Consider the following 23,257-nt stretch of genomic DNA (forward strand, 5'->3'; position numbering starts at 1 on the left):
TTTAAGTAAAGGTTGTGATAATTATGATAAAAAATTTAATGGTGAGAGAAATTTAATAAAGTCTATTAGGTATTCTCTCAATAAAATCAAATTGTCTTAATTAAGGAGAGAATATTATATATGTATAAAATTTTTAAAACAGAGGATTCATGGATAGAAAGTGCTGCCGTAGAGCAAGTTAAAAACCTATCTACCCTTGAAGGAGTAATTTCCGCAATTGGTTACCCAGATCTTCATCCTGGTAAAACACCCATAGGAGTTTCAATTATTACTAAGGATATCATCTATCCTCATCTTATAGGAAATGATATTGGGTGTTCAATAAGTTTATTTGAAACTTCAAATATTAAAAGGAAGTTCAAAATAGACAAGGCAATGAAGCGCTTACAAAGTAGTCCCTATGAAAATGAGGTTATAAAAAGACCTTTTAATCTTGGAACTATAGGCAAAGGAAATCATTTTGCTGAATTTACAGTAATTGATGAAATCATAGAAGAAGAAAATAGTCTTAAGTTAGATAAAAATAAAGTTTATCTATTAGTTCACAGCGGCAGCCGCGGACTCGGAGAAGAAATTTTAAGAAAGTATATAGAAAAATACTCCTGCCAGAATGGACTAATAAGTGGCAGTGAAGGCTTTAAAAATTATTTTTCAGACTATGAAAAGGCTGTGATTTTTGCAAAAGAAAATAGAAATCTCATAGCAAAAAATCTATGTGATAAATTAAATATAAAAAACCTGGAGTTAAAAATAGAAGCAATTCATAATGGAATAGAAACTATAGACAATTATTATATCCATAGAAAAGGTGCGGCAGATGCCCTAAATGATTATATAGTTATTGCGGGTTCTAGAGGAAGCTATTCCTATATAGTAAAACCTATTAATACTTCACTTGAGACTGGTTTTTCAGTAGCTCACGGTGCAGGCAGAAAGTGGAATAGAAATGGCTGCAAGGAAAGACTCCAGAACAAATTTTCTAAAAAATATATTACAAATTCCTATTATAATCTCATTTGCAGTGATAAAAATTTAATATACGAAGAAGCACCAGAGGCCTATAAAAATATAGATAAAGTAATCAAAGACTTAGTACATTTTAACCTCATAAAAGTGGTTGCAAAATTGAAACCTCTATTAACTTATAAGGATTAAACATGTATATTCAAATTAGTGCAGGCACTGGGCCAATTGAAAGTTGCCATTTCGTATATTTATTTTTAAATTTAATGAAAAAAGAATGCAAATGTAGAAATATAAAAATTGAAGTTTTAGACTATGTATCTGGAGAAGAAAATGATACATTAAAGTCGGTATTTTTAAAGCTTACAGGTGAAAATGTTACTAAATATACAAATTCTATAGAAGGCACTCACCTTCTCATCTGGAAAAGCAAATATAGAGAGCATCACAGGAGAAAGAACTGGTTTATAGATGTACAGTGTTTTAATTATGAGGCTAGTATAAATATAAACGATAATGAAATAATTATTGAAAAAATGCGAAGCAGCGGTAAAGGCGGTCAGAACGTAAACAAAACCGAAACCGCAGTTAGAATAACTCATAAAAAAACAGGTATAGTTGTTAATTCCAGTGAAGAAAGAAGCCAATTTTTAAATATAAAATTAGCTAAAGCACGACTGGCTTTTAGATTAAAGAAACTACAAGAAGAAGAGAAAAAAACAAACCGCAGGGAAAGATGGTCAGCAGGAATAAATATAGTTAGAGGAAATCCTGTAAGAACTTATAATTATGACGATTTAAATCCTTGAGTTTAAAATTGAGGCTCACTAGAAATTAGTGTCAGCCTCTTTTTCTATAATGAAAGATTATTAAAGGCACATAAAACAGTATAGTCGTCAGTAATTTTTATTCTTGTTATACTGCCGTTATCCACAGCAAAATGCCAGTAGCCTTCAAGCCCCATATTAAGTAAATATGCTGTAATGCTTCTTATTATACCACCGTGAGTGACAATCAAAATTGAACCATTTTTGTGCTCAGCCTTAAGCTTATCTATGAAATTTGAAGCTCTTTTGTACATTTGCAAAACACCTTCTCCATCTGGGAATATAAAGTTCTTCCAGTCTTCACCCCAGCTTTTACATTCCTCTGGATAACCTTTCTCTATTTCCTTATACGAAAGGTTGTCCCATGATCCAAAGTTGATTTCTTTTAGATCATCATCATAAATTATATTGTCATTTCGTATAATTTCAGCCGTATGCCTTGCCCTTTTAAGAGGACTGGACATTATAATATCAAATTTTTTATTCTTCAGTTTGCTGCTTACCTTTTTTGCCTGATTTATTCCCTTCTCGTTTAAATCAACATCCGTCCAGCCAAGATATCTTCCTTCACTGTTACTTACGGTTTCACCGTGTCTTACTAGTGTTATTTCAAGCATCATTACCACCCTCTATAATTTAGCACTGCATAAGCTGCCATTAAAAATAAAGTCTGATTTAATTCACACACTGCTCCAAGTACATCCCCTGTTGCTCCATCTATCTTTCTGCTAAAATACTTTATCAAAATAACAGCTGTTATGATTGGGAAAATCATTATTATGTATCCTCTGTAAAGTCCAACTAATAAAAATATTATTACATACATCGCTATTCCTATAAATAGCTCTAACTTTCCGCAGCAGTCAATAAAAGACTTTGCCATGCCCTCTCCACGTCTTGCATAAGTTGATAATGCTGCGCCAACTATAGAACCAAGCCTCCCTGCCACAGGGAAAAGAATGATTACTTTAAGTGTAAAAGAACCATTTATCTCAGTTAAAAGCACTGAATTTAATATTAGTACTGAAGCTACAGCAAGTACTGCATTTGTACCAACTCTACTGTCATGCATTATCTCAAGTATTCTTTCCTTAGGTCTATATGAAAATAATCCATCAAAAGTATCTCCAAGACCATCTAAATGTATTCCGCCAGTTAAAAATATGTATTCAATTAGAACTATTACAGCACATATTTTAGGAGAAAATATATAAAGCAGCAGCATATATGTGCCTCCCATTATTCCCCCTATTACTAGCCCTACTATGGGAATTAAGGCCAGGGCTTTTCCAAAATCTTCAGTTGTTATATCACTTTCATATTTAATTGGAATGCGGGTGAAAAATTGAAGCATTAAAATTAAACGTCTAAAAAAAACCACCTATACCACCTCCAAAACTATTTTATTTTCACAGGAATACCTGAAACACACAGGTAAACTTCATCCGCTTTTTCAGCAATTCTTTGATTTATAATACCTGCTGCATCTCTAAATAGCCTCCCTAGCGCATATGCAGGGACAAGTGACATGCCAACTTCATTTGTAACCATGATAAATACAGCACTGCTTTCATGTATTACTTTCATGAGTTTATTTACTTCACTTTCAATATACTCTTGAACCTTATCTGACTTATTAGGAGATATGACTTCATCGTCCTGCACCTTTTCCAGCATTAAGTTTGAAACCATATTAGTTACACAATCAAAAAGCACACCGTCTTTGCCCTCAAGTTTTTCCGGTAATTTAACATCGAAATCCTTATATGTTTCTAATGTAGTCCAGTTTTGTGGTCTTCTCTCCCTATGCTTTTTTACTCTATCCTTCATTTCATCATCAAAAGGAATAGAAGTTGCAACGTATAAAACATCTCCCTCTATACTCTCTGCAAGTTTTTCAGCATAAGAGCTTTTTCCACTTCTCGCTCCACCTGTTATAAAAATAAGCTTTCCCATTATGCATTTCCTCCCAAAACTAAAGCATATACAAAAGTGCATTGACAATAGCCGCTGCCACAGTACTTCCACCTTTTCTTCCACGTATAGTAATCATAGGTACTGATAATTCTTCAAAATCTTTTTTTGACTTTTCTGCTCCCACAAAACCAACAGGCGCTGCTATTACAAAGTGGGGGCTGCATTTACCGTCTTCAATTAATTCCTTTAATCTGTAAAGAGCCGTTGGAGCGTTTCCAAATACAAAAAACTTTATGCCCTCCTCTACTGCCCTTTCTACCGCTGCCATGGAACGTGTTATTCCTGCTTCCTTTGCAATTTCTGCTGTTCTTTCATCCCTAACATACGAAACCACTTTGCAATTTAAAGCGTTTAAAACCTTTTTACTTACACCTGCCGTAATCATATTTGTATCTGCATAAATTGTTATGCTGCCTTTTTTCAAAAGCTTTAAAGCCGCATCAATAGCTCCTTCTCTTATATAAATTAAATCCTTGTATTCAAAATCAGCTGTAGTATGTATTACTCTCTTTACTATTTTAAGTTCCCTTTCCGTGAAACTGTGAGCTCCCATTTCACTGCCTATAATTCTAAAGCTTTCTTTTTCTATCATCTTAGGGTCTTTTATATAATCCATAATTTCACCTTACCTAACTAAATATTTTAAAAAATTCATATTTCCAAAAAAGTGTACATGAGCATATGCCGCTAAAACATTATTTTTAACATAACCACACTGCCAAGTTTTTTTCTCTCCCAAATAGTTTTCTTTTTGAACCAAATATATCCTATCCTCATTACTTTTTACATATGATTTATGGAACTCATGACAGTTTATTTTAATATTTTGGGGCAGCATTTTGTTTCCCTTATTAACTTCTATTTCAGCATATCCAAAGTTTTGAAGTCTATCACCCATATAAGCTTCTCCTTTAAAAAAACCAACTAAAGGAGTTTTCTCTATGCTGTCCATTAAATACATAAGTCCTCCACATTCAGCATAGCATCTAAGTCCACTATTAAGTGCATTTTTTATGCTGCTGAGCATGGTTCTATTATGACTTAAAGTTTCCTTAAAAACTTCTGGATATCCTCCTCCTATATAGAGAAAGTCTAAATCCGAAGGAAGCTTACTATCCCTTAAAGGACTGAAATATTTAACTTCTCCTATTTCCTCTAAAAGCTCAAGATTCTCCTTATAATAAAAGCTAAAAGCTTCATCCCTAGCTACTCCAATTTTAAAATTTTGTGTCTTCATATGATATTTATCCTGAAATTCATCTGTTTTTGAAAACTCTTTTAAAAGAGCATCTATGTTGACATGCTTCTCTAAAAGCTCACTGCACTTTTCAATTTTATCATCTAAATTTTCGACTTCACTGCTTTGGACAAGTCCTAAATGTCTGCTCTTTAATTCCAGAATTTTATCCTTAGGTAAATATCCAAAAACCTTAACTTTCTCCTTAAATCTATTCTCAATAGCAGCCTTTAAAAGCTCATAGTAACTCTCAGTTATGTTATTTAAAATTACACCTGCAAAATTTATATCTTCAAAATTTATAAGTCCCTCTATTTCCGCACATAAAGTTACGCTTTGTGCTTTTGGAGTTATAACTAAAAGTACGGGAAGCTTTAAAACTTTACTCACATGAGCTGTAGAATATTCTGAGTCTATACCCTTACCATCGTAGAGTCCCATTGCTCCCTCAACTATGCCAAAATCGCCGCAGCCTCGTGAAAAAGAAGCCTTAACCCCTGCTTCACCCATTAAAAATAGATCTAAATTTCTTGAAGCTTTACCTGTAATATGATTATGAAAAGCTGTATCTATATAATCAGGTCCAACCTTATATCCCTGAACCTCAAAGCCCCTATTTATAAGTGCCTTCATAAGTCCTAAGGTTACTGTGGTCTTGCCTCCACCACTTCTATTTGACGATACAACTATACTCTTCATCTCTTAACACCCATTATTTCATATATTTTATTCATATCAATATTATTTCGTACAATGTCTGCAAGCTTATTTATTTCATTGTCTCTAAGTTTTTCATAGGACACTGATGCTCTCGTTTTTAATCCCTTTTTCTCACGGAGCATATTTACAAAATACTGCCTTAAATCTGTGGAATCAAATACGCCATGAAGGTATGTACCTATGACGTTTCCAGCCATATTTACAGCACCGTCTTTTATGTGAGCCTTGCCCTCATTTTCCTCTGTTATGTGAGCAAAAGGTTTTACCGATTTTCCATAACTTGAAATCCCCATATGAATTTCATATCCGTACACCTTAATTCCTTTTCCGCAAACTTCACCTTTAACTCTTGTAGTTACCTTTTCATCTTTAAAAACAGTATTTATATCTAGAAGTCCCATTCCATCTACTTTTCCAAACTCTGTTTCAACCTTTAAAGGGTCTTCTATTACATTTCCAAGCATCTGATATCCGCCGCATATTCCAATAACTAAACCTTTTTCACTTGCATATTCTTTTATTTTTTTCTCTATGCCAGTTTTTCTTAAATAAAGCAAGTCACCTATAGTGTTTTTACTTCCTGGAATAATTAATGCATCAGGATGTCCAAAACTTTCAGCACTGGTTACATACCTAATTGACACATCTTTTTCAACTTTAAGTGCATCTATATCAGTAAAGTTTGAAATATGAGGCAGCCTGATTACTGCTGCATCTATTGCAGAATTAACTTTAGTATTAAAATCGACTGCACCATCTTCGTCCTCTAAGTTCAATGTGAAATACGGTACAACTCCTAAGGTTGGCAGATTTATTCTATCCTCCAGCATTTTAAGTCCAGGCTTTAGTATGTCCACATCGCCTCTAAATTTGTTAATAATTGTACCCTTCATTCTCTTTCTTTCATCTTCTGTAAGCAGCATAATAGTACCAAAAAGAGAGGCAAATACTCCACCTTTATCTATGTCGCCAACTAAAAGTACCGGTGCATCAACAAGTTCTGCAAATCCCATGTTCACAATATCATTATCTCTTAAATTTATTTCAGCTGGACTTCCTGCACCTTCAATTACAACTATGTCAAATTTCTTTTCAAGTTCTTTAAATCCCTTTTTAAGCATAGGGGCAAAATCTTTCTTTAGATTGCAATAATGTTTTGCACTTGAATTACAGTACACTTCACCATTTACAATAACCTGGCAGTTTTTATCTGTAGTAGGCTTTAAAAGTATGGGATTCATATAAACCTCTGGCTCAAGTCCAGCAGCATAAGCTTGAAGTACCTGCGCCCTGCCCATTTCCTTGCCATCTAAAGTTATGTATGAATTTAAAGACATGTTTTGAGATTTATATGGACAAACTGAAAAACCATCCTGCTTAAAAATTCTACATAAAGCTGCCACAATTATGCTCTTTCCTACAGATGAAGCCGTTCCCTGAATCATAATTTTAGCCATTGCATCTTCCTCCTTTACTCAAGTGGTTTATAAGCTTCTATATTTGCTTTTTCAAAGGTTCCCATTTCCATGTAAGAAAACAAAGCCATATCAATAATCTGAAATGCAAGAGCTGCTCCAGTGCCTTCTCCAAGTCTCATTTTAAGATTAAGCATAGGCTCTAAGTTAAGTTCCTCCATAATTCTTTTACTTCCAGGTTCAGCTGAGCCGTGTGAAGGAATTATAAAATTTTTAACCTTTGGATTTATTTTTACCGCCGTTAATGCTGCCGCCGCAGATATAAATCCATCTATTACTATTGGGATTCTGTAAATTGCAGCACCTAAAAAGCATCCTGCAAGCCCAGCTATATCAAATCCACCAACCTTTGACAGCACGTCAACTGCATCTAACGCATCAGGTTTATTTACATCTATACTGCGCTTTATTATTTCTATTTTATTTTGAAATGCAGCCTTTGTAAGTCCTGAGCCAATACCTACCATGTCCTCTACTTTGCAGCCTGTTAATACTGCTGCCACAGCACTGCTTGTAGTTGTATTTCCTATGCCCATTTCACCTGTTCCAAGCACATTTACATTTTTGTCCTTAAGCTCTTTTACAATCTCTATTCCTATTTGGAGTCCCTTTATGGCTTCTTCCCTTGTCATGGCAGGTCCTTTTGCCATGTTAGAAGTACCTTTTCTTATTTTTCTATTTATTATTCCTTCTTCATTTATATCATCATCTACTCCAATGTCCACAACCTTAATGTCTGCTCCGGCATGCTTTGTAAAAACATTAATTCCCGTAAACCCCTTCATGAAATTTCTAGTAACTGTTGACGTAACACTTTTAGGACAAGAACTAACTCCTTCCTCTACCACACCATTATCAGCACACATTATAATAACTGTCTTGTTTTTAGTTTCCGGAAAAACCTCACCTGTTATTCCACCTATTTGCTTTACTAAATCTTCTAAGGTTCCTAAACTTCCTAATGGTTTTGTTAAATTATCTAACCTCTTTTGAACCTTTTCTATTACATCTTCATCTAAACCTTTAATTTCATCTACTGCTTTTTTTAAATTCATAATTCATTTCACCCCAATTTTCATTTCATTTTCATTCAAGGTTTCAAGTATATAAGTTTTATAACCTTTAATCTCTCTTACTTTTTTCTTTGCCCTGTTTAAAATGTTAAAGTCATCATAAACTATAGCTAGTACATTTCCACTATGAGCTCCTATAATGCCAAGTCCACCTGTTTCGTCCTTAATCCTTGTGATTTCTGGCAAAATATCATATTTAAGTCTGTTTTCATTTCTCATTATGCTTTCAAGAGCGGCCTCACCAATACCTTTTATGTCTCTATTTTTTAAAGAGTTTTTAACCCTAATTATTAAATCATCTGCATTTCTTAATTCTTCTAGTTTTTTATTATTAAATTCAACAGTTTCCACAGTCCCTTTACCTTCAAAAACCAGAAGATAAAACTTAAGGTATTCTCCAAGAGTTTCCTTGTAAGTTCCCCCTTTATAATCAAACACAGTGATTTTATCAAAAAGAATGCTGTCTGTAGGTTCTATCTTTATACATTCTTCAATTAGTTCTTTTTCATTGAACTTTTTATTAAACATCTTTAAGAGCGCATAATATGCAGCACATAAATCCGCCGTACTGCTGGCAAAACCCTTACCTCTTGGAATATTTGAGCTTATAACCACATTCATATTTTTTATGTATTCTTCAAAATGCCACCTTTTTAAAATATTAATTAAAAATTTTTGGGTTTTTAAACTGCTTTGCAAAGGTTCTATTTCCATGCTTTCAAATATGGTAACTTTCGTCATAAGGTTTACGGGGCATGAAATTAAAACATCCTTCTCCTTAAATTTTCCTTGAACTATTTCCCCAACAGTACCAGGATATATTGAAGTCACTTTCATAATTCATTTTCCATATTATAAAAAGTACTTAAAAGTCTTCTATTTGAAGTCCTGTCTTTTATAGCAAGCCTTATAAAACTTTCATCAAGTCCTCTAAAATTGCTGGCTTTCCTTATAACTATTCTGTGCCTAAGGCAGTAATCATAAAGTTCATTTTCATTGATACCCTTAAGCTTACAAAGAACAAAATTACCCATAGTCCAAAATACTTGCTTTATAAAATCCATTTTTTTTAATTCATTAGTTAAAAATTCTCTCTCTTCTCTTATCCATAAAAGTGATTCCTTTATGTATTTTTCATCTTTTAAGCAATGTACTGCTGCCATTTCAGCAAAACAGTTAACATTCCAAGGATTTTGCTTTGATTTTATTTTATTTATCATATCTTCATTCGCGGTAATACCATAGCCAAGCCTTACTCCCGGCATAGAAAAGAACTTTGTCATAGCTCTTATTATAAAAATACAGCTGTACTTTTCACATTCATTTACAAAACTAAAATCCACATTCGCCGTAAATTCAATAAAAGCCTCATCTATAATAACCTTTTTCCCATTTTCCTCACAAAAATCAAGTATGTCTCTAAATTTATTTTTATCAATTATTCCTCCGTTAGGATTGTTAGGATTTCCTATTATAAGTGCATCCACTTCTTTTAATTTAGAAAAAATATCTTCATAATTTATTTCCATACTTTCACTTAAATAAGAGAACTTTGTTTTAATGCCATACCTTTTAGCATCTAATTCGTATTCAACATAAGATGGTACCACTATAAGAATGGTTTTAAATAAACTTATAGAAAGTTCAATTATTTCGGAAGCTCCATTGCCAAGTACAATCCCTGCATTATTTAATCCAATATATTCTTTTATACTCTTAATTACATTTCTATAATTAATATCAGGATAAACTTCAGCATTTTTCAAGGCTTCATCTATGTTATGTACAAAACTTTGAGGCAACCCAAGTGGATTTATATTAGAACTATAATCTAGAAGTTTTCTTCCCTTAAAAATACCTTCAGTATAAATGTCTCCTCCGTGAATCATTTAATCACCTCACATTAAAATAAAAAAACTTCTAACGAAAAAAACGTTAAAAGTTTACCTTTCTAGGCTGATATACTTAATAAACATTCTTTCTATCTCTCGTAGAAAAAAGCACGTAACTATTGGCAAGTATCCTGACTTGAAAATCATCATTTAAGCACGCCTTCCCAGTTTCCCAGTGGCATAATAACCTAGTGAAGTTTTTAAATTTCACTTTGGTTTTTCTTTTTGCTTAAACTTCTTTCTTACAGTGGCGGGACCGTTCAGGATTTTAACCTGATTCCTTGCTATTAAATTTTCTTATAATTTATGGTATCACACATTCATCTCAAATACAATTGTAACCATGGACATACTTAGCATTTTGTGATTTTATAACGTATTATTATAATTTTTTAGTATAAAATGGACTTATTTAGTAACAATATAATAAGTGAAAGGTGGCGTATTTATGGAAACTAGTGAAGTAATCTCTGTAATAGACAGCTCTGGGAAAAAAGTTGACTTAGAACTAATTGATACTATTAGATTGGATGGAAATGAGTACTTAATTGTCAGCGCTCCAAATTCCAATGAAGCATATGCTTACAAGACAACTACAAATGCCAGCGGAGAAAAGGAATATTCCTGCTTAAAGGAGGGAGAAGAATTTAGAAAGGTATTGCAAAAATACAATGAAGGAAATTAACAGTTCTTTGGAGGTAAAGCTTGGGTGCCTTTCCTCCATTTCAATATGGAAAGTCTTTAATTTAAATTTCATTATTCAGCAACATTTATAAACAATATACATTTTATTCAAAAAATTTCTCAACTCTATTTCTTCCATTGGTTTTAGCTAAATATAATGCCTTATCAGCAGTTTTAAAACAATTTTCAAAATTTTCTTCTGTATTTCCCATAAGCCTAGTTAACCCAAAGCTCGCTGTAACCTGAATAGAGTTGTTATCAAATAGTACTCTATTTTCTTCTATCTTTTGTCGTATTCTGTTAACGATTATTTCCGCATTTTTAGCTGATATATCAGGGAACAATATAATAAATTCTTCTCCTCCCCATCTTGCTGCCAAATCAATTTTCCTAATATTTTCATCAATTATTGCTGACGTTTCTTGTAATACCACATCTCCAGCTTTATGTCCATATTTATCATTAATAGACTTAAAATAATCAATATCCATTATGGCTATAATTGCTTCTTTATTTTTGTAGGATTTATTTTCTATAATACTTCTTTTTATAACAGTTTCAAAATATCTTCTGTTAAATAAATTAGTCAGCGCATCATAATTAGAAATATATTTTAGTTTGTTATTAGTTTCTTCCAATATTATATTTTTTATCAGAATATTAATTTGATTTTCATAGGTTAATTTTGATAAAACTAAAACGCTAAAGTAAAATACCGTACCATTAATAATATTATTTAAAAGAATTCCTTGATCCTTTTGAAACATAAGGGATAGGCATATGAAAATAATATGTGATATTGAATATATTAAATAGTTCCTTGGAGGTTTTATCAAAGCCAAAACTCCACATATTAGTAAACCTGTAATATATGATGTTACCTGCCCAGATGTAATTTGATCAAGTCCACTTATACAAGCTACAAATATCATGAACAACAATATAGGAATTTCCGCAATTACGCAAGGTGTTTTTTTACTTTCGTTTTTCCTATAACTTTTTAATATAAAAAATACAGTTAAACTCGTGATAAGAATACATGAATGAAAAAACAAATACATTATATCAATTAGATTGCAATTACCCTTATTTATTGATGGAATATCATAAAAAACAATCAGTATTAATTCAATAATACCAGTAACTATACTAAATACAAAAAAGCGTTTATAATTTATTTCCCTTATTTCATCATTAACTTCATTGATATGGGCTGGAGTTACTTCTAAATTATTTTGTCCAATAATAATCCCGAATAAATTATTAATCATTCAGTTTTCTCCCCTTAATTTAATCTCTTACGGCATTCATTATCTAAAGATATGTATATTCATAAATATTTCATGCATTAACTAGCTTCTCTGCTGCAATTAATTTTATCTTCAATTACATATTTGTTGAAAGCCTTATATTATAAGAAATATTATACTATATATTGCAGTCAAAATATAAGCTTTATTTATAAATACTGAATTAAAATACATAACTTATAAAAAAACAGCTAGTAAAGGAAATCTTTAAACCTAACTGTTTTTGTGAATTATTTAATTTTAATTAACTGCAATTTTAGCTACTATGTTTGAATTAATTTTCTGAATTGCGATTTGCTTTAGAATATTTCGTCTTATTTTTTCATTTAAATTTAACAGAAATGAATCTATAAATCCAAAGTCACCCGTACGAATCCAATTATCAATCATAGTATTGTTTGTTGCTATAAGTAGAAATGTCTGATACCTTTCAGCAAATAAGTGAAATATATAAAATACTGCCGCATTAACATGTTTTTTGCTAATGCAGCAGCCACTAAGTAAAAAAAAAGAAACAGTTAGTAAAGGAGATATTAAGAACTAACTGTTTTAATAAATTATTCAATTTCTATGATTCTATATTACCTCTCTATTGTGACAATTATGTTACAACTTTTAATATAATATGTTAATTGTTCAATTTAATTTTCATAAGAAATAGCTATCCTATTTATAATTTAAATGCAATATATTTTTCACCACATATTCTAGCCCTGATATTGGATTAGGTATAGGTAAATCCAGAATATATAATAGACACAATATAAATGCTGCTATTGAAAGTGCAGAAAATACCATAAGCTCACGCCAATACTTATTTTCAATCATATTCGGAACTTCAAATAATATTAAACCTACAAAGAAAATAACCAATAAAAATATCATTTTTCATACCTCATCCATATCATTAGTCCGTACACTCTTAAATCCTGATTTTTTAACGCTACTTTTCTTTTGAAAGAATAGGTTTAGTTATTCTTCCTGTTTTTCTTATTTTAGCATCTACGCTTACATTTACATCTATATTTTTATAAACCTTATTCCAATCTTTCTCCATTCTGCTCCACTGTTTAGGATAGTGCTCATATATAATATCTCCGAAACCAAATATATCTGCGTTCAGTTCACGTGATTTTTTTAAGGCCATCATTATTTCCGTTTTTATATACTTATTTTCTGTTTCTTCAAGCTTTTTTAATTCCTTTGGGTTGGCTAAATCCTCAGAAAAAGTTTGCTCTTCTAAATCTCCCTCTTCCTTTATTTTTATTTCTATACTGGGTTTATCCCCATTCATTTTAGGAATTATTTTTCCTTTAGAACGCGTTATTTCAATATTCACGTTATTGCCATCTGCTTTATTTAAAACAATAACTCCATCTTTAACCTTATTTATGCTCCACAATAAACCCCTCGTCTCTTTTTTATTTAGCGTTCCAACCATTTTATCCTTTTTAAATACTGCCGTATCTGAAAGATATGCCATTTTTTTACCTTTATCATTTCTTATTTCAATCATTGGTGCAACTGGCGCTGTAGTTTTACTCATAAGTCTCAATACAAATTCTTTTAAATCCACAGCTGGTATTTGTGATATATCCTGCTCATTCCTAACTAAATCTCCTATGTTTTTTCCAGGATTAGTTTCAAGCTCCGGTTTTACGTTTAATATTTCATCTGCATGTCCTTTAGACACTAATATCCATACTAAAAGACGAGTTTGTCTGTAACGCAGAAAAAAATCAATGTACTTTTCAATTCCATCCTCTGCTATATCCTTACTTAATATAATAACTTGATTATGGGAATAAAATAATTTACGATTTAATTTACGTGCAAAGAGTTTTGATATTCTAGAAATACTTTCTCCCTTTTCCTTTATATATATATATCCGGCATTACCTGTACCGCCATCACCGCTTCCCATTGAAGGATTTTTAATTCCTGATACATTGGCTATTTGAAGCGTCATTTGTACTGGATACATTCCTTTAACTTTATCTATTCCAACTCCCATAACAATAGCTATTTTGTTTAATTCAGTAGCATCTGAACAGGAAACTAAGCAAACAATCATAAAAATACATATAATTATTTTTGCCCACTTTTTTATGTATTTTTTCATTGATTTCACCTCATATGTAGAGTTGCAGTCTCTAACTTTAAGTTTTTCTTCCTGATGGCTTTTTAGGTTTTAATCCTGATTTTTGTCTAACCAAATTATGCCATCCTATAACTCTAGGTCTAGTATTCATACTCCATAATGGTTTTCTCACAAATGTATCCTTTAAATCTTCCTTGTTCATTGGTGCAAGTGGTGCTAAATACGGAGTTCCAAAAGATCTCAAAGATACAATATGAACTAGAAGCACTAATAAACCAGTACCAACTCCAAATATTCCAAGGCTTCCCGCTAAAATGAGAAATACTATTCTCAAAATAGAAACTGCATCTGTGTATACTGGAACTAGAAAGCTTGAAACAGCTGTTAAAGCTACTACTATAACCATAATTCCCCCTACAAGTCCCGCAGACACAGCCGCCTCACCTATTACTAAAGCGCCTACTATGCTTACCGCCTGCCCTACTGGACGCGGGAGCCTAACACCAGCTTCCCTTAAAATCTCAAAAGTTATTATCATAAGACCTGCTTCCATAACCGCTGGAAAAGGAACGCCTTCATGCCCTGCTGCCATTGTAAATAATAGCGTTGTAGGTATTAATTCCTGATGAAAAGTGGATAGCATTACATATGTAGCTGGTGCCAATATACTTATAATAAAACATAGAAATCTTAAAATTCTTAAAAAACTTGAAAGATAAGTTCTTGAATAATAATCTTCTGCACTTTGAAATCCTTCCACAAAAAGCATCGGTACAGTAAGTACAAAAGGAGTTCCATCAACTAAAATAGCTGCTCTACCTTCAAGTATTTTGGCGGCTGTAGTATCAGGCTTTTCAGAATTGCCTATAGTCGGGAAAAGAGAATACGGTGCATCTTCTATAAATTGTTCAATATAACCCGACTCCAAAATAGCATCCGTCTTAATTCTACTCAGTCTCTCCTTTATTTCTTTTATAAGTTTAGGATTAACCACCTTTTTTAAATAAACAACACATACATTAGTTCTCGTTTGTGTTCCTATTTCCATTGTTTCAAAAGTCAAATTAGGATTTTTTATTTTTCGCCTTAAAAGAGCCATATTGGTAGCTATATTCTCAGAAAACCCCTCCCTTGGTCCTCTAACTACAACTTCAGTTTTAGGCTCTTCTACACCTCTCGTTTCCCAACCTTTTGAACTAATAACAAGTGCTTCTCTGGAACCATCAATTAAAAATACTGTATCTCCAGACAAGCATGCATCTATTAATTTATTTACAATTGAAACCTGTTTAGCATTTCCAACACAAAGTATATTGTTTTTTATAGCACTTATATTACCTGATTCTAGCTCATCTTCCAGCTCATATAACCTACTGTCATACATCAAAGGTTTTATAATATCCTCATTTATGCTTGATTTTTCCGTCATACCTTCTAAATATATAATTGCAGCATTAATCTGCTTTTTAGATCCAAAGGAAAATTCACGATAAATTATGTCTGTACTTAAACCTAAAATATTCTTAAAAATGTCCAAGTTGTCTTTGAGATGCTTTGAAAGTTTAGGCTGTGAAATTGTTTTTTGTACATCATCATTATCACCATCATTACTTGTATTTTTAAGTTCTATAAACTTAAGTTTTTTATACAAATATCTAAACATCTTTAAGCACCCCTTCATTTTTCCTATTATGTGTCTATATAAAAATCGTTATTCATTTTCCTTTGATTTTTTATCCATTTCTTCATTAATGGCTTTCCTAAAATTATCATCATTGCATTTCACCCTAAATATGCATAGTATAACCTGCCAAACAAGTACCACCATCATAATAATTCCAAATATCCAGGAAATAATACACATAAAAACTGCATATATTACTATGTTTTGAAAAAATCTTTCCATAAACTGTACAATACTCATATTACTTAACCACCCTTAAATATTAGTTAAACTCAAGTCTTTTTCTTTTTATCCTATAAATAATTAACAGCATAGGTGGAAATATATTTGAAAAAATTATAGCAAAATAATTTGTATCAAAAGGGAATAACCATTGGTGGTAAGCATAACTAGGCTCAAATGCAATGGAAAACCATATCAAAAATATACTAAACAGTATAAGAAACCATTTGGTGTTTTTTATTTTAAATACTGTTGTAAAAACCTCTACAACTCCATTTAAATATACAGAGGCTTTAAAAAATCCACCAAAAAATATAATAATTATACCTATAACATCTATATTAGTTATTATATTGCCTACATTAATGGTTCTTATAGTCTCAACAAGAGGAATTGTTGCAATAGATGTGTATCTAACTCCTAATACTGATATATCTACTATTAAAGAATAACAAAGTAATATACCAGACCAAAAAACTGCCTTCATTGAAGTTTTCCTTACAACCTTTTTTTCATTTACATAATGCCAATACATGAGAAAAATAAAGCTCTCACCAAAAGGAAACATAACTACGCTAGGTAATGTTTTTATTATAGGGTTAATGCCTCCACCTAAAATTGGCATTAGTCTTTTTAAATCCATGCCACCGGATACCCAAACAAGTAAATATACAACAATTGAAAATATCACTAAAATAGGCATGATTATTTCGCTTGCACGTGCTAACACTTCAATTCCTTTTAGTAATGTATACAAACTAGCACATACAAATATAGATGTTATAACCCATATAGATGTTTTAGGAAGAAGAGTTATAAGTGTAAGTTCACTAAACTCACGAACATTTCGGGCTAAGTGCCAGAGCCATTCTAATGCATACAGCAATGCGAGAATTGTCCCTAACCTTTTTCCCAATATTGTAATTATTATTTCAGCATAATTTTTTTCCGGAAACGCACTTTGAAGTTCTGTATAAATCCATATAAATCCTAAGCCTATTATCAGTGCAATTAAAATAACAATCCATGCATCCTGCTTGGCATCAATACCTAACGCAAAAAGTGTAGTGCTGCCTACTTCAAATACGAACATTAATGTAAATAATTGATGTTTACTTATATGCTTCATCTAAAATTCCTTCCTATAACACTATAAAATGCACATTTCATATTTATATATTTTAACCACTGGTAACTTTATTATGTGTATCCCATTCAAATTTCAGCAAATTCTCTTCACAATTTAAGAATATAAAATAAATTAGCTGATAATTTAAGTACAGAAATATATACTTTAATACGATACATAATATGGATTAATTTATAGCTTTTTAATAATAATATAATTATATACAGGGGGGGTGTATTTACATTGAACATAACAAAACGTGAGAAAATAATTTATGAATTGGTTTCAGCTTTACTTGCCTTAATTGTAGCCATTATGCTTATAATAGAATTATCTTTTAAATTGCCTTACAGCACCGTATACATATTTGATATCATTGATAACATTATTCTTATTATTTTTGCAATAGACTATTTTTTTAGACTGTACATAGCAAAAGATAAAAAGAAATTCTTTAAGGAAAATATTATAGATTTAATTTCAATTATTCCATTTAACTCAATTTTTCAAGGATTTAAAATACTAAGAATATCGAAATTATTAAAATTCACAAAACTGCTTAAGCTAGTAAAATTATTTAGGGTTTTTGCCTTATTATTAAGATTTAAAAAATACATTAGTAAATTTATTAAAACAAATAATTTTCATTATGTTATTTATACTACAATATTCGTATTAGTTCTTGGAACCATAGGAATGCATTTTATAGAAGGGCTTTCTTACGGAAATGCTCTTTGGTGGAGTTTTGTTACTATAACTACCGTTGGGTATGGAGATATCTCTCCTTCTACAACATTCGGAAGAATACTAGCAAGTATACTTATGATTGTTGGTATAGGTTTTTTAAGTATGCTTACAGGAACCATATCCACATTTTTTCTCAATAAAAAAACTAACACAAGCTATAAAAGTGAAATCATTGATAATATAAAATCCAAATTAGACAACTTTGATGAATTAAGTACTGATGATATAAATGATATCTGCAAAATATTAAAGAGTCTTAAAGATTGAACTAAAAAGCAAATATAGAATTTATAGTGTGCCAATTATACTGTATAATATAAGTAACATAGTCAAAACTAATTAAAGGACTCAACATAAACCACTAAAGGAGAGATATATGAAAAGTAAAAAAGTCAAAACATATTCGTTAATTGGCAAAATTATATTTATGCTGATAGGTTCAATTATATATTCAATTGGTCTTGAAATATTTCTAATTCCTAACCATGTAATTGATGGTGGAATTGTTGGAATTTCTATAATGGTCAATTACTTTACCAAAATACCATTAGGAATCCTTACTTTTATTTTTAATGTTCCATTCTTTATATTTGGATACAAACAGATTGGAAAAGAATTCACTATATCTACTTTATTTTCTGTAATATGTTACTCCATAGGTGTAAGCTTTTTACACCCCATATCTGGAATAACGCACGATATCTTATTAGCATCAGTTTTCGGGGGAATAATAGTTGGCCTCGGCATAGGATTAATAATTCGAAATGGTGGTTCAACAGATGGATCAGAAGTAGTTGCAATAGTTCTAGACAAAAAAATAAGCTTTTCTGTTGGACAAATTGTAATGTTCTTCAACTTCTTCATACTTACTTTTGCTGGCTTCATATTTGGATGGGATAGAGCAATGTATTCTCTTATAGCATATTTTATAGCCATGAAAGTTATAGATATTATCGTTGATGGAGTAGATGAATCAAAAGCTATAATCATCATTTCAGAAAAGCATGAAGATATAACTGAAGCTATAATGACTGGACTCGGAAGAGGAGTAACCTTGCTAAACGGAAAAGGCGGTTACAAAGGAGCTGAAACCAATGTTCTATATGTTGTTGTATCTCGTCTTGAAATATCAAAAGTTAAGAATCTAGTAAATGAACTTGATGAAGATGCTCTAATAACTATAGGATCTATTGATGTCTTTGGGAAAAAATACAATAAGAAGGCCGTACACTAATTACGCCTTCCGATGTCCCTACCTTTTTTATAGAATCCAATTAGCTCTGAATTCAATGAGCGCACTTATCGCATGGATGATTCTTACCTATTTTTACAACATCATCATAAAATATATCTATAAAATTGTAAACTTATGCACACATAAGCATATACTATAACCGTATGTAATTTATTTTTTGGAGGCATATATGTTTTATAGAAACAACTATGATTTAGCTAGAGAATCCCAAGAAGATATACCTACCCAATACCCTCAATCTTATGGAAATGAGCAATTCTGCCCATTTTGCTCAAGACAGCATCATATGAATTACCCTAATATGAATTACAATAACATGTTTTATCCTAACATGTTTTACCCTAACATGTTTTACGTGGTACATCACCATTATCATCATTATGATCACGATTATTATGATCATGGCTATGACAACCATAACTATGATAACCATAGTGACAACGAAGAATAGATATATTAAAAAGAGCGCTCAGAAATGATCGCTCTTTTTATACTGTACTTTACCATACTTTTGATTAAAAGCTCATTTATAATACTTTCTCTTCTATATGTAAAATTTACTTATAGAAAATTTTAATGAGCACACTTATCGCATGGATCACTCTTACCCATTTTTACAACATCAGAAAGTTTGCCGGATAAAACAGTCTTACTTCTCCTTAATGTAACACAATTTCTATCATAATGATATGACTTACCATTTGGAGTATAATATACTATTCTGTCATCATTACCTGGCTTCTGCTGCGCTCCTTGTGCCTGCGTACTTTGTGTACTTGCTGCAAACTGTGCTTTCCCTGTAGAAGCATTTTTATTGCTGTTATTACTTACTTGCCCATTTTTTTGTCCTGATGCATAATCTCCAGGGTTACATCCAAAACTTATACTATTTCCATCACTTGTACAAACAACAGTACCCTCTTCATCTGTTCTGTATAATTTTATGCCCTTATTCTGAAGTCTCTGCATAGTTTCAGTATGTGGATGTCCATAGTCATTATTCTTTCCACAGCTTATAACTGCATACTTAGGGTTAACCTTATTTAAAAATTCATCAGAAGTAGATGTTCTGCTGCCATGGTGACCCACTTTTAAAACATCTGCACTTAAATCATAACCTTTAGCAATCATAGCAGCTTCATTTGAATTCTGAGAATCACCTGTGAACATAAATTTCGTTTTTCCAAAAGTTAATTTTATTACTATTGAATAAGTATTCAAATCCTCTTTATTAGTATTCACAGGTCCATAAATATCGCATCTTGCATCTCCAACTTTAAAATTAGTACCAGGTTCCGGTTTATTTGCTTTTAATCCCTTATTCTTCATTTCAGATAAAACATCTTTAAAAGTTCTAGTGTTAGTGGCTACATCCGGCATGTATATAGTTCCTATATCAAAATCTTTTATAACTGCATCAGCTCCACCTATATGATCCTCATGTGGATGTGTAAGCACTAAATAATCAATTCTTTTTACATTCTGGCTTTTCAGATAGTTAACTAATGACGTTTTAGATTCATTGGTTCCTGTATCAATAAGCATATTTTGTCCATTACTTTGTATTAACTCACTATCTCCCTGTCCAACATCTATATAACGAACTTTAAGACTTCCTGCAACTTTATTTTCAGCCTCTACCTTCGTACTGTTTCTAACTGCACTTGATACATTTTTCTTGTTATGTAAACTAGCACTATTCTGTGTACAACCAGTAAATAGAAAAATAGCCGCAACTAAACACAGTGCAATTTTACTAAAAACCTTTTTCATTTTCAAAATTGTCTCCCCCCATAAATCATAACATTTGCAAAATTCATCACAATATAATCTATTATAACGCAATTATTTATGGTTTGACACAACCTAAATGTACCCATAGGTGCAATTTTAAGTGTACCCCTCTTCAATTCTAAAGCAAAATTCATTTCTATGTATCACGATTATATTTACATATATAATATTTTAATTAACATATTGACAATTAATGAAAATTATTGTAAAATGTAAAGGTAAATATTTACTTACATTATTGTTTGTAATTACTTTTTTTAGTTTATAACTAATATAAAAGATATATTTAAGAAATAGTATGCGAATTTAAAAATATCAAGTAAAATTATAAGATTACTATTATTTGAATAAGTTTAAAAAACTATCTATTTCACAAATAAATCTTTTTTGTTAGCTATATACCAATAATTAAGGGGGAGAAAAACATGTTTATTAAAAGTAAATTTAAATTAACGATTTTATCCATTCCAATATTAATATTTTCTTTAGTGCTATGTGGAAATGGATCAAAGGTTTTTGCAAGTAGTAATAGGACAATAAAATATGGGGCTTTCTTTGCAGATAAGCCAACAACTCAAGGAATAAATGATTTTGAAACCTTACAGCAGAAACACCTTGATACGGTAAATATGTTCGTTAATTGGAAGACTAATTTTTCCGATATCAAAAAGAATTTTGATGCTGTATATGAAAACGGTTCAACAATGTCACTTACATGGGAAGCTTGGGGTCTTTCTAATTCAGATATAGCAAGTGGAAAAAAGGATGACTATATTAAGCAAATGGCTGAAGATATGAAAGCTTATAATAAAAACATAGTTATAAGATTATTTCATGAAGGTAATGGTAATTGGTACGATTGGGCTATAGGAGATAGCAAAGTAAACACAAACGAAACATATATAGCAGCATATAGACATGTTGTAGATATATTTAGAGCTGTAGGCGCTACTAATGTTAAATGGAACTATAATGTTAATTGTTCAAGTGTTGGAACTGGTGCAAGCTACTTAGAGCAATATCCAGGTGATGATTATGTAGACATAATATCAATAGATGGATACAATTGGGGTACAACTCAGAGCTGGGGCAGCAAATGGCAATCTTTTGATGAAATCTTCTCACAAGCATATAATGCATTAAAAGTAAAAAATAAGCCAATAGAACTATCCGAATTTTCATCTACAGAAATAGGTGGAGACAAAGCAGCATGGTTTACTGATGCTTTTAAACAAATAAATTCAGACAAATACAGTTTAATAAATTCAGTTGTTTGTTTCAGTATAAATAAAGAAACTGATTGGAGAATAAATTCTAGTGAATCAGCATTAAAGGCATATATCGATGGCATACACATGACAGGTACAAATACTGATGTCAAAAATTCAACAATCACACCAGAAACTTTCAGTTTTGATAAAAATGATTCTGCTGTAAAAGATATTGCAGTAAAGATGGATTTAAACGGCAATACTTTAAGCTCAATAGAAAATGGTACAAATAAATTGGTTGAAGGCACTGATTATACAGTTTCAGATAATACTGTAACCATCTTAAAAGGCTACCTTGCAAAACAACCAGTTGGTATAACAAACCTTACATTCAAATTTAGTGCAGGTAAAGATCAGGTTTTATCCGTTAACGTATCTGATTCTTTAAGTCAGACAGGAAATCTTAAGGTACAAGAATACAATGGAAATACAGCAGATTCAATTAATACAATTAATCCAAGATTCAGACTAGTAAACACAGGGAAAACAGCTATAGATTTGTCAAAAGCAAAAATACGTTATTACTACACTATCGATGATGAAAAAGCACAGGTTTTTAATTGTGACTGGTCTACAGTAGGCAGTTCTAACGTTACTGGAACATTTGTAAAAATGCCTGTAGCTAAAACTTGTGCAGATTATTATCTTGAAGTTGGATTTACTAAGGAAGCTGGAAGCCTTGCACCTGGACAAAGTATAGAAGTTCAGTGCAGAATAAACAGAACAGATTGGAGTAATTACACGCAAATAGGTGATTATTCATTAAACACAGCATCATCTAACTATGCTGATTGTAATAATGTCACAGCATATTTATCAGGTGAATTAACTTGGGGAATGGAACCATAAGTTTAAACTCTTGCATGTAACAAATTAATTAAGAATGAAGAGTTAAA

General features: G+C 31.4%; 24 protein-coding genes and 1 riboswitch. Of the genes, 6 read left to right on the forward strand and 18 right to left on the reverse strand.

Annotation, left to right across the window (positions count from 1 at the left end):
• Positions 1-120: 120 nt before the first annotated feature.
• Together BEE63_RS02630 and prfH are read left to right on the forward strand one after the other, a co-directional pair.
• The gene (locus BEE63_RS02630; protein WP_066019907.1) at positions 121-1,155 is read left to right on the forward strand and encodes an RNA ligase RtcB family protein; all 1,035 of its coding nucleotides are present in this window, start codon (positions 121-123) and stop codon (positions 1,153-1,155) included.
• A 2-nt stretch (positions 1,156-1,157) separates the two neighbouring features.
• On the forward strand, positions 1,158-1,772 hold the full coding sequence (gene prfH / locus BEE63_RS02635) for a peptide chain release factor H (RefSeq protein ID WP_066019908.1): 615 nt from the start codon (positions 1,158-1,160) through the stop codon (positions 1,770-1,772).
• A gap of 44 nt (positions 1,773-1,816) precedes the next feature.
• On the opposite strand, the gene cobC is transcribed toward prfH, so the two are convergent.
• From cobC to BEE63_RS02680, 9 genes are read right to left on the reverse strand one after another with little or no spacing between them, the layout of a single operon-like run.
• On the reverse strand, positions 1,817-2,410 hold the full coding sequence (cobC, locus tag BEE63_RS02640) for an alpha-ribazole phosphatase (protein ID WP_242874655.1): 594 nt from the start codon (positions 2,408-2,410) through the stop codon (positions 1,817-1,819).
• A complete protein-coding gene (gene cobS, locus BEE63_RS02645) occupies positions 2,410-3,171 on the reverse strand; it encodes an adenosylcobinamide-GDP ribazoletransferase (protein ID WP_066019909.1) in 762 nt (253 codons plus the stop codon). Before cobS ends, cobC begins: the two co-directional genes overlap by 1 nt.
• 17 nt (positions 3,172-3,188) lie before the next feature.
• Positions 3,189-3,746 carry a bifunctional adenosylcobinamide kinase/adenosylcobinamide-phosphate guanylyltransferase gene (gene cobU / locus BEE63_RS02650; protein ID WP_066019910.1) on the reverse strand — a complete coding sequence of 186 codons (558 nt, stop codon included), beginning with the start codon at positions 3,744-3,746 and terminating at the stop codon, positions 3,189-3,191.
• Between the two features lie 19 nt (positions 3,747-3,765).
• Positions 3,766-4,383: a precorrin-8X methylmutase gene (locus BEE63_RS02655; protein ID WP_066019911.1), complete on the reverse strand. Its 618-nt coding sequence runs from the start codon at positions 4,381-4,383 to the stop codon at positions 3,766-3,768.
• 9 nt (positions 4,384-4,392) lie between these two features.
• Positions 4,393-5,703, reverse strand: coding sequence for a cobyrinate a,c-diamide synthase (locus BEE63_RS02660; protein ID WP_066019912.1), 1,311 nt, complete (start codon positions 5,701-5,703; stop codon positions 4,393-4,395).
• On the reverse strand, positions 5,700-7,181 hold the full coding sequence (locus tag BEE63_RS02665; protein WP_066019913.1) for a cobyric acid synthase: 1,482 nt from the start codon (positions 7,179-7,181) through the stop codon (positions 5,700-5,702). Before BEE63_RS02665 ends, BEE63_RS02660 begins: the two co-directional genes overlap by 4 nt.
• 14 nt (positions 7,182-7,195) lie before the next feature.
• Positions 7,196-8,254 carry a nicotinate-nucleotide--dimethylbenzimidazole phosphoribosyltransferase gene (cobT, locus tag BEE63_RS02670; protein ID WP_066019914.1) on the reverse strand — a complete coding sequence of 353 codons (1,059 nt, stop codon included), beginning with the start codon at positions 8,252-8,254 and terminating at the stop codon, positions 7,196-7,198.
• Between the two features lie 3 nt (positions 8,255-8,257).
• Positions 8,258-9,109: a kinase gene (locus BEE63_RS02675; protein ID WP_066019915.1), complete on the reverse strand. Its 852-nt coding sequence runs from the start codon at positions 9,107-9,109 to the stop codon at positions 8,258-8,260.
• Positions 9,106-10,161 (reverse strand): pyridoxal phosphate-dependent aminotransferase, encoded by a 1,056-nt coding sequence (locus BEE63_RS02680; RefSeq protein WP_066019916.1) that lies wholly within the window; start codon positions 10,159-10,161, stop codon positions 9,106-9,108. The genes BEE63_RS02675 and BEE63_RS02680 overlap by 4 nt, the downstream gene beginning before the upstream one ends.
• 107 nt (positions 10,162-10,268) lie before the next feature.
• Positions 10,269-10,487, reverse strand: a riboswitch (cobalamin riboswitch).
• Positions 10,488-10,612: 125 nt separating this feature from the next.
• On the opposite strand from BEE63_RS02680, the gene BEE63_RS02685 reads away from it, so the two are divergent.
• Positions 10,613-10,849, forward strand: a complete 237-nt coding sequence (locus tag BEE63_RS02685; protein WP_066019917.1) for a DUF1292 domain-containing protein — start codon at positions 10,613-10,615, stop codon at positions 10,847-10,849.
• Positions 10,850-10,952: 103 nt separating this feature from the next.
• Here the strand turns inward: BEE63_RS02685 and BEE63_RS02690 are convergent, their stop codons facing one another.
• The 7 genes from BEE63_RS02690 to BEE63_RS02715 form a co-directional block, all read right to left on the reverse strand.
• Positions 10,953-12,119: a GGDEF domain-containing protein gene (locus BEE63_RS02690; protein ID WP_066019918.1), complete on the reverse strand. Its 1,167-nt coding sequence runs from the start codon at positions 12,117-12,119 to the stop codon at positions 10,953-10,955.
• 279 nt (positions 12,120-12,398) lie between these two features.
• Positions 12,399-12,548 carry a hypothetical protein gene (locus BEE63_RS21530; protein ID WP_175400823.1) on the reverse strand — a complete coding sequence of 50 codons (150 nt, stop codon included), beginning with the start codon at positions 12,546-12,548 and terminating at the stop codon, positions 12,399-12,401.
• Positions 12,549-12,824: 276 nt separating this feature from the next.
• Positions 12,825-13,043: a hypothetical protein gene (locus BEE63_RS02695; RefSeq protein WP_066019919.1), complete on the reverse strand. Its 219-nt coding sequence runs from the start codon at positions 13,041-13,043 to the stop codon at positions 12,825-12,827.
• Between the two features lie 58 nt (positions 13,044-13,101).
• Entirely contained in the window at positions 13,102-14,280 is a 1,179-nt protein-coding gene (locus tag BEE63_RS02700) for a Ger(x)C family spore germination protein (protein WP_066019920.1), read from the reverse strand.
• A gap of 37 nt (positions 14,281-14,317) precedes the next feature.
• Positions 14,318-15,922 carry a spore germination protein gene (locus BEE63_RS02705; protein WP_066019921.1) on the reverse strand — a complete coding sequence of 535 codons (1,605 nt, stop codon included), beginning with the start codon at positions 15,920-15,922 and terminating at the stop codon, positions 14,318-14,320.
• Positions 15,923-15,970: 48 nt separating this feature from the next.
• A complete protein-coding gene (locus BEE63_RS02710) occupies positions 15,971-16,183 on the reverse strand; it encodes a hypothetical protein (protein WP_066019922.1) in 213 nt (70 codons plus the stop codon).
• A gap of 22 nt (positions 16,184-16,205) precedes the next feature.
• Positions 16,206-17,294: a GerAB/ArcD/ProY family transporter gene (locus BEE63_RS02715; protein WP_066019923.1), complete on the reverse strand. Its 1,089-nt coding sequence runs from the start codon at positions 17,292-17,294 to the stop codon at positions 16,206-16,208.
• A 243-nt stretch (positions 17,295-17,537) separates the two neighbouring features.
• On the opposite strand from BEE63_RS02715, the gene BEE63_RS02720 reads away from it, so the two are divergent.
• Positions 17,538-18,308, forward strand: coding sequence for a potassium channel family protein (locus BEE63_RS02720; protein ID WP_066019924.1), 771 nt, complete (start codon positions 17,538-17,540; stop codon positions 18,306-18,308).
• 109 nt (positions 18,309-18,417) lie between these two features.
• Positions 18,418-19,275: a YitT family protein gene (locus BEE63_RS02725; protein WP_066019925.1), complete on the forward strand. Its 858-nt coding sequence runs from the start codon at positions 18,418-18,420 to the stop codon at positions 19,273-19,275.
• 594 nt (positions 19,276-19,869) lie between these two features.
• Here BEE63_RS02725 and BEE63_RS02735 read toward each other — a convergent pair.
• Together BEE63_RS02735 and BEE63_RS21910 are read right to left on the reverse strand one after the other, a co-directional pair.
• Positions 19,870-21,069: a ComEC/Rec2 family competence protein gene (locus BEE63_RS02735; protein WP_081312637.1), complete on the reverse strand. Its 1,200-nt coding sequence runs from the start codon at positions 21,067-21,069 to the stop codon at positions 19,870-19,872.
• Positions 21,070-21,071: 2 nt separating this feature from the next.
• Entirely contained in the window at positions 21,072-21,224 is a 153-nt protein-coding gene (locus BEE63_RS21910) for a hypothetical protein (RefSeq protein WP_207646929.1), read from the reverse strand.
• Between the two features lie 291 nt (positions 21,225-21,515).
• On the opposite strand from BEE63_RS21910, the gene BEE63_RS22055 reads away from it, so the two are divergent.
• Entirely contained in the window at positions 21,516-23,210 is a 1,695-nt protein-coding gene (locus tag BEE63_RS22055) for a X2-like carbohydrate binding domain-containing protein (RefSeq protein ID WP_066019927.1), read from the forward strand.
• Positions 23,211-23,257 lie beyond the last annotated feature (47 nt).

The sequence above is a fragment of the Clostridium pasteurianum genome (genome assembly GCF_001705235.1).
GTDB lineage: Bacteria > Bacillota > Clostridia > Clostridiales > Clostridiaceae > Clostridium_S > Clostridium_S pasteurianum_A.

Coding starts and splice junctions, on each gene's coding strand:
- BEE63_RS02680 (WP_066019916.1), bottom strand. CDS start 10,161: ATGATTCACGGAGGAGACATTTATACTGAAGGTATTTTTAAGGGAAGA.
- BEE63_RS22055 (WP_066019927.1), top strand. CDS start 21,516: ATGTTTATTAAAAGTAAATTTAAATTAACGATTTTATCCATTCCAATA.
- BEE63_RS02710 (WP_066019922.1), bottom strand. CDS start 16,183: ATGAGTATTGTACAGTTTATGGAAAGATTTTTTCAAAACATAGTAATA.
- BEE63_RS21530 (WP_175400823.1), bottom strand. CDS start 12,548: ATGATTGATAATTGGATTCGTACGGGTGACTTTGGATTTATAGATTCA.
- BEE63_RS02700 (WP_066019920.1), bottom strand. CDS start 14,280: ATGAAAAAATACATAAAAAAGTGGGCAAAAATAATTATATGTATTTTT.
- BEE63_RS02735 (WP_081312637.1), bottom strand. CDS start 21,069: ATGAAAAAGGTTTTTAGTAAAATTGCACTGTGTTTAGTTGCGGCTATT.
- BEE63_RS02665 (WP_066019913.1), bottom strand. CDS start 7,181: ATGGCTAAAATTATGATTCAGGGAACGGCTTCATCTGTAGGAAAGAGC.
- BEE63_RS02690 (WP_066019918.1), bottom strand. CDS start 12,119: ATGATTAATAATTTATTCGGGATTATTATTGGACAAAATAATTTAGAA.
- BEE63_RS02695 (WP_066019919.1), bottom strand. CDS start 13,043: ATGATATTTTTATTGGTTATTTTCTTTGTAGGTTTAATATTATTTGAA.
- cobU (WP_066019910.1), bottom strand. CDS start 3,746: ATGGGAAAGCTTATTTTTATAACAGGTGGAGCGAGAAGTGGAAAAAGC.
- BEE63_RS02715 (WP_066019923.1), bottom strand. CDS start 17,294: ATGAAGCATATAAGTAAACATCAATTATTTACATTAATGTTCGTATTT.
- prfH (WP_066019908.1), top strand. CDS start 1,158: ATGTATATTCAAATTAGTGCAGGCACTGGGCCAATTGAAAGTTGCCAT.
- cobT (WP_066019914.1), bottom strand. CDS start 8,254: ATGAATTTAAAAAAAGCAGTAGATGAAATTAAAGGTTTAGATGAAGAT.
- BEE63_RS02630 (WP_066019907.1), top strand. CDS start 121: ATGTATAAAATTTTTAAAACAGAGGATTCATGGATAGAAAGTGCTGCC.
- BEE63_RS02685 (WP_066019917.1), top strand. CDS start 10,613: ATGGAAACTAGTGAAGTAATCTCTGTAATAGACAGCTCTGGGAAAAAA.
- BEE63_RS02660 (WP_066019912.1), bottom strand. CDS start 5,703: ATGAAGAGTATAGTTGTATCGTCAAATAGAAGTGGTGGAGGCAAGACC.
- BEE63_RS02725 (WP_066019925.1), top strand. CDS start 18,418: ATGAAAAGTAAAAAAGTCAAAACATATTCGTTAATTGGCAAAATTATA.
- cobC (WP_242874655.1), bottom strand. CDS start 2,410: ATGATGCTTGAAATAACACTAGTAAGACACGGTGAAACCGTAAGTAAC.
- BEE63_RS02675 (WP_066019915.1), bottom strand. CDS start 9,109: ATGAAAGTGACTTCAATATATCCTGGTACTGTTGGGGAAATAGTTCAA.
- BEE63_RS21910 (WP_207646929.1), bottom strand. CDS start 21,224: ATGAATTTTGCTTTAGAATTGAAGAGGGGTACACTTAAAATTGCACCT.
- BEE63_RS02705 (WP_066019921.1), bottom strand. CDS start 15,922: ATGTTTAGATATTTGTATAAAAAACTTAAGTTTATAGAACTTAAAAAT.
- BEE63_RS02655 (WP_066019911.1), bottom strand. CDS start 4,383: ATGGATTATATAAAAGACCCTAAGATGATAGAAAAAGAAAGCTTTAGA.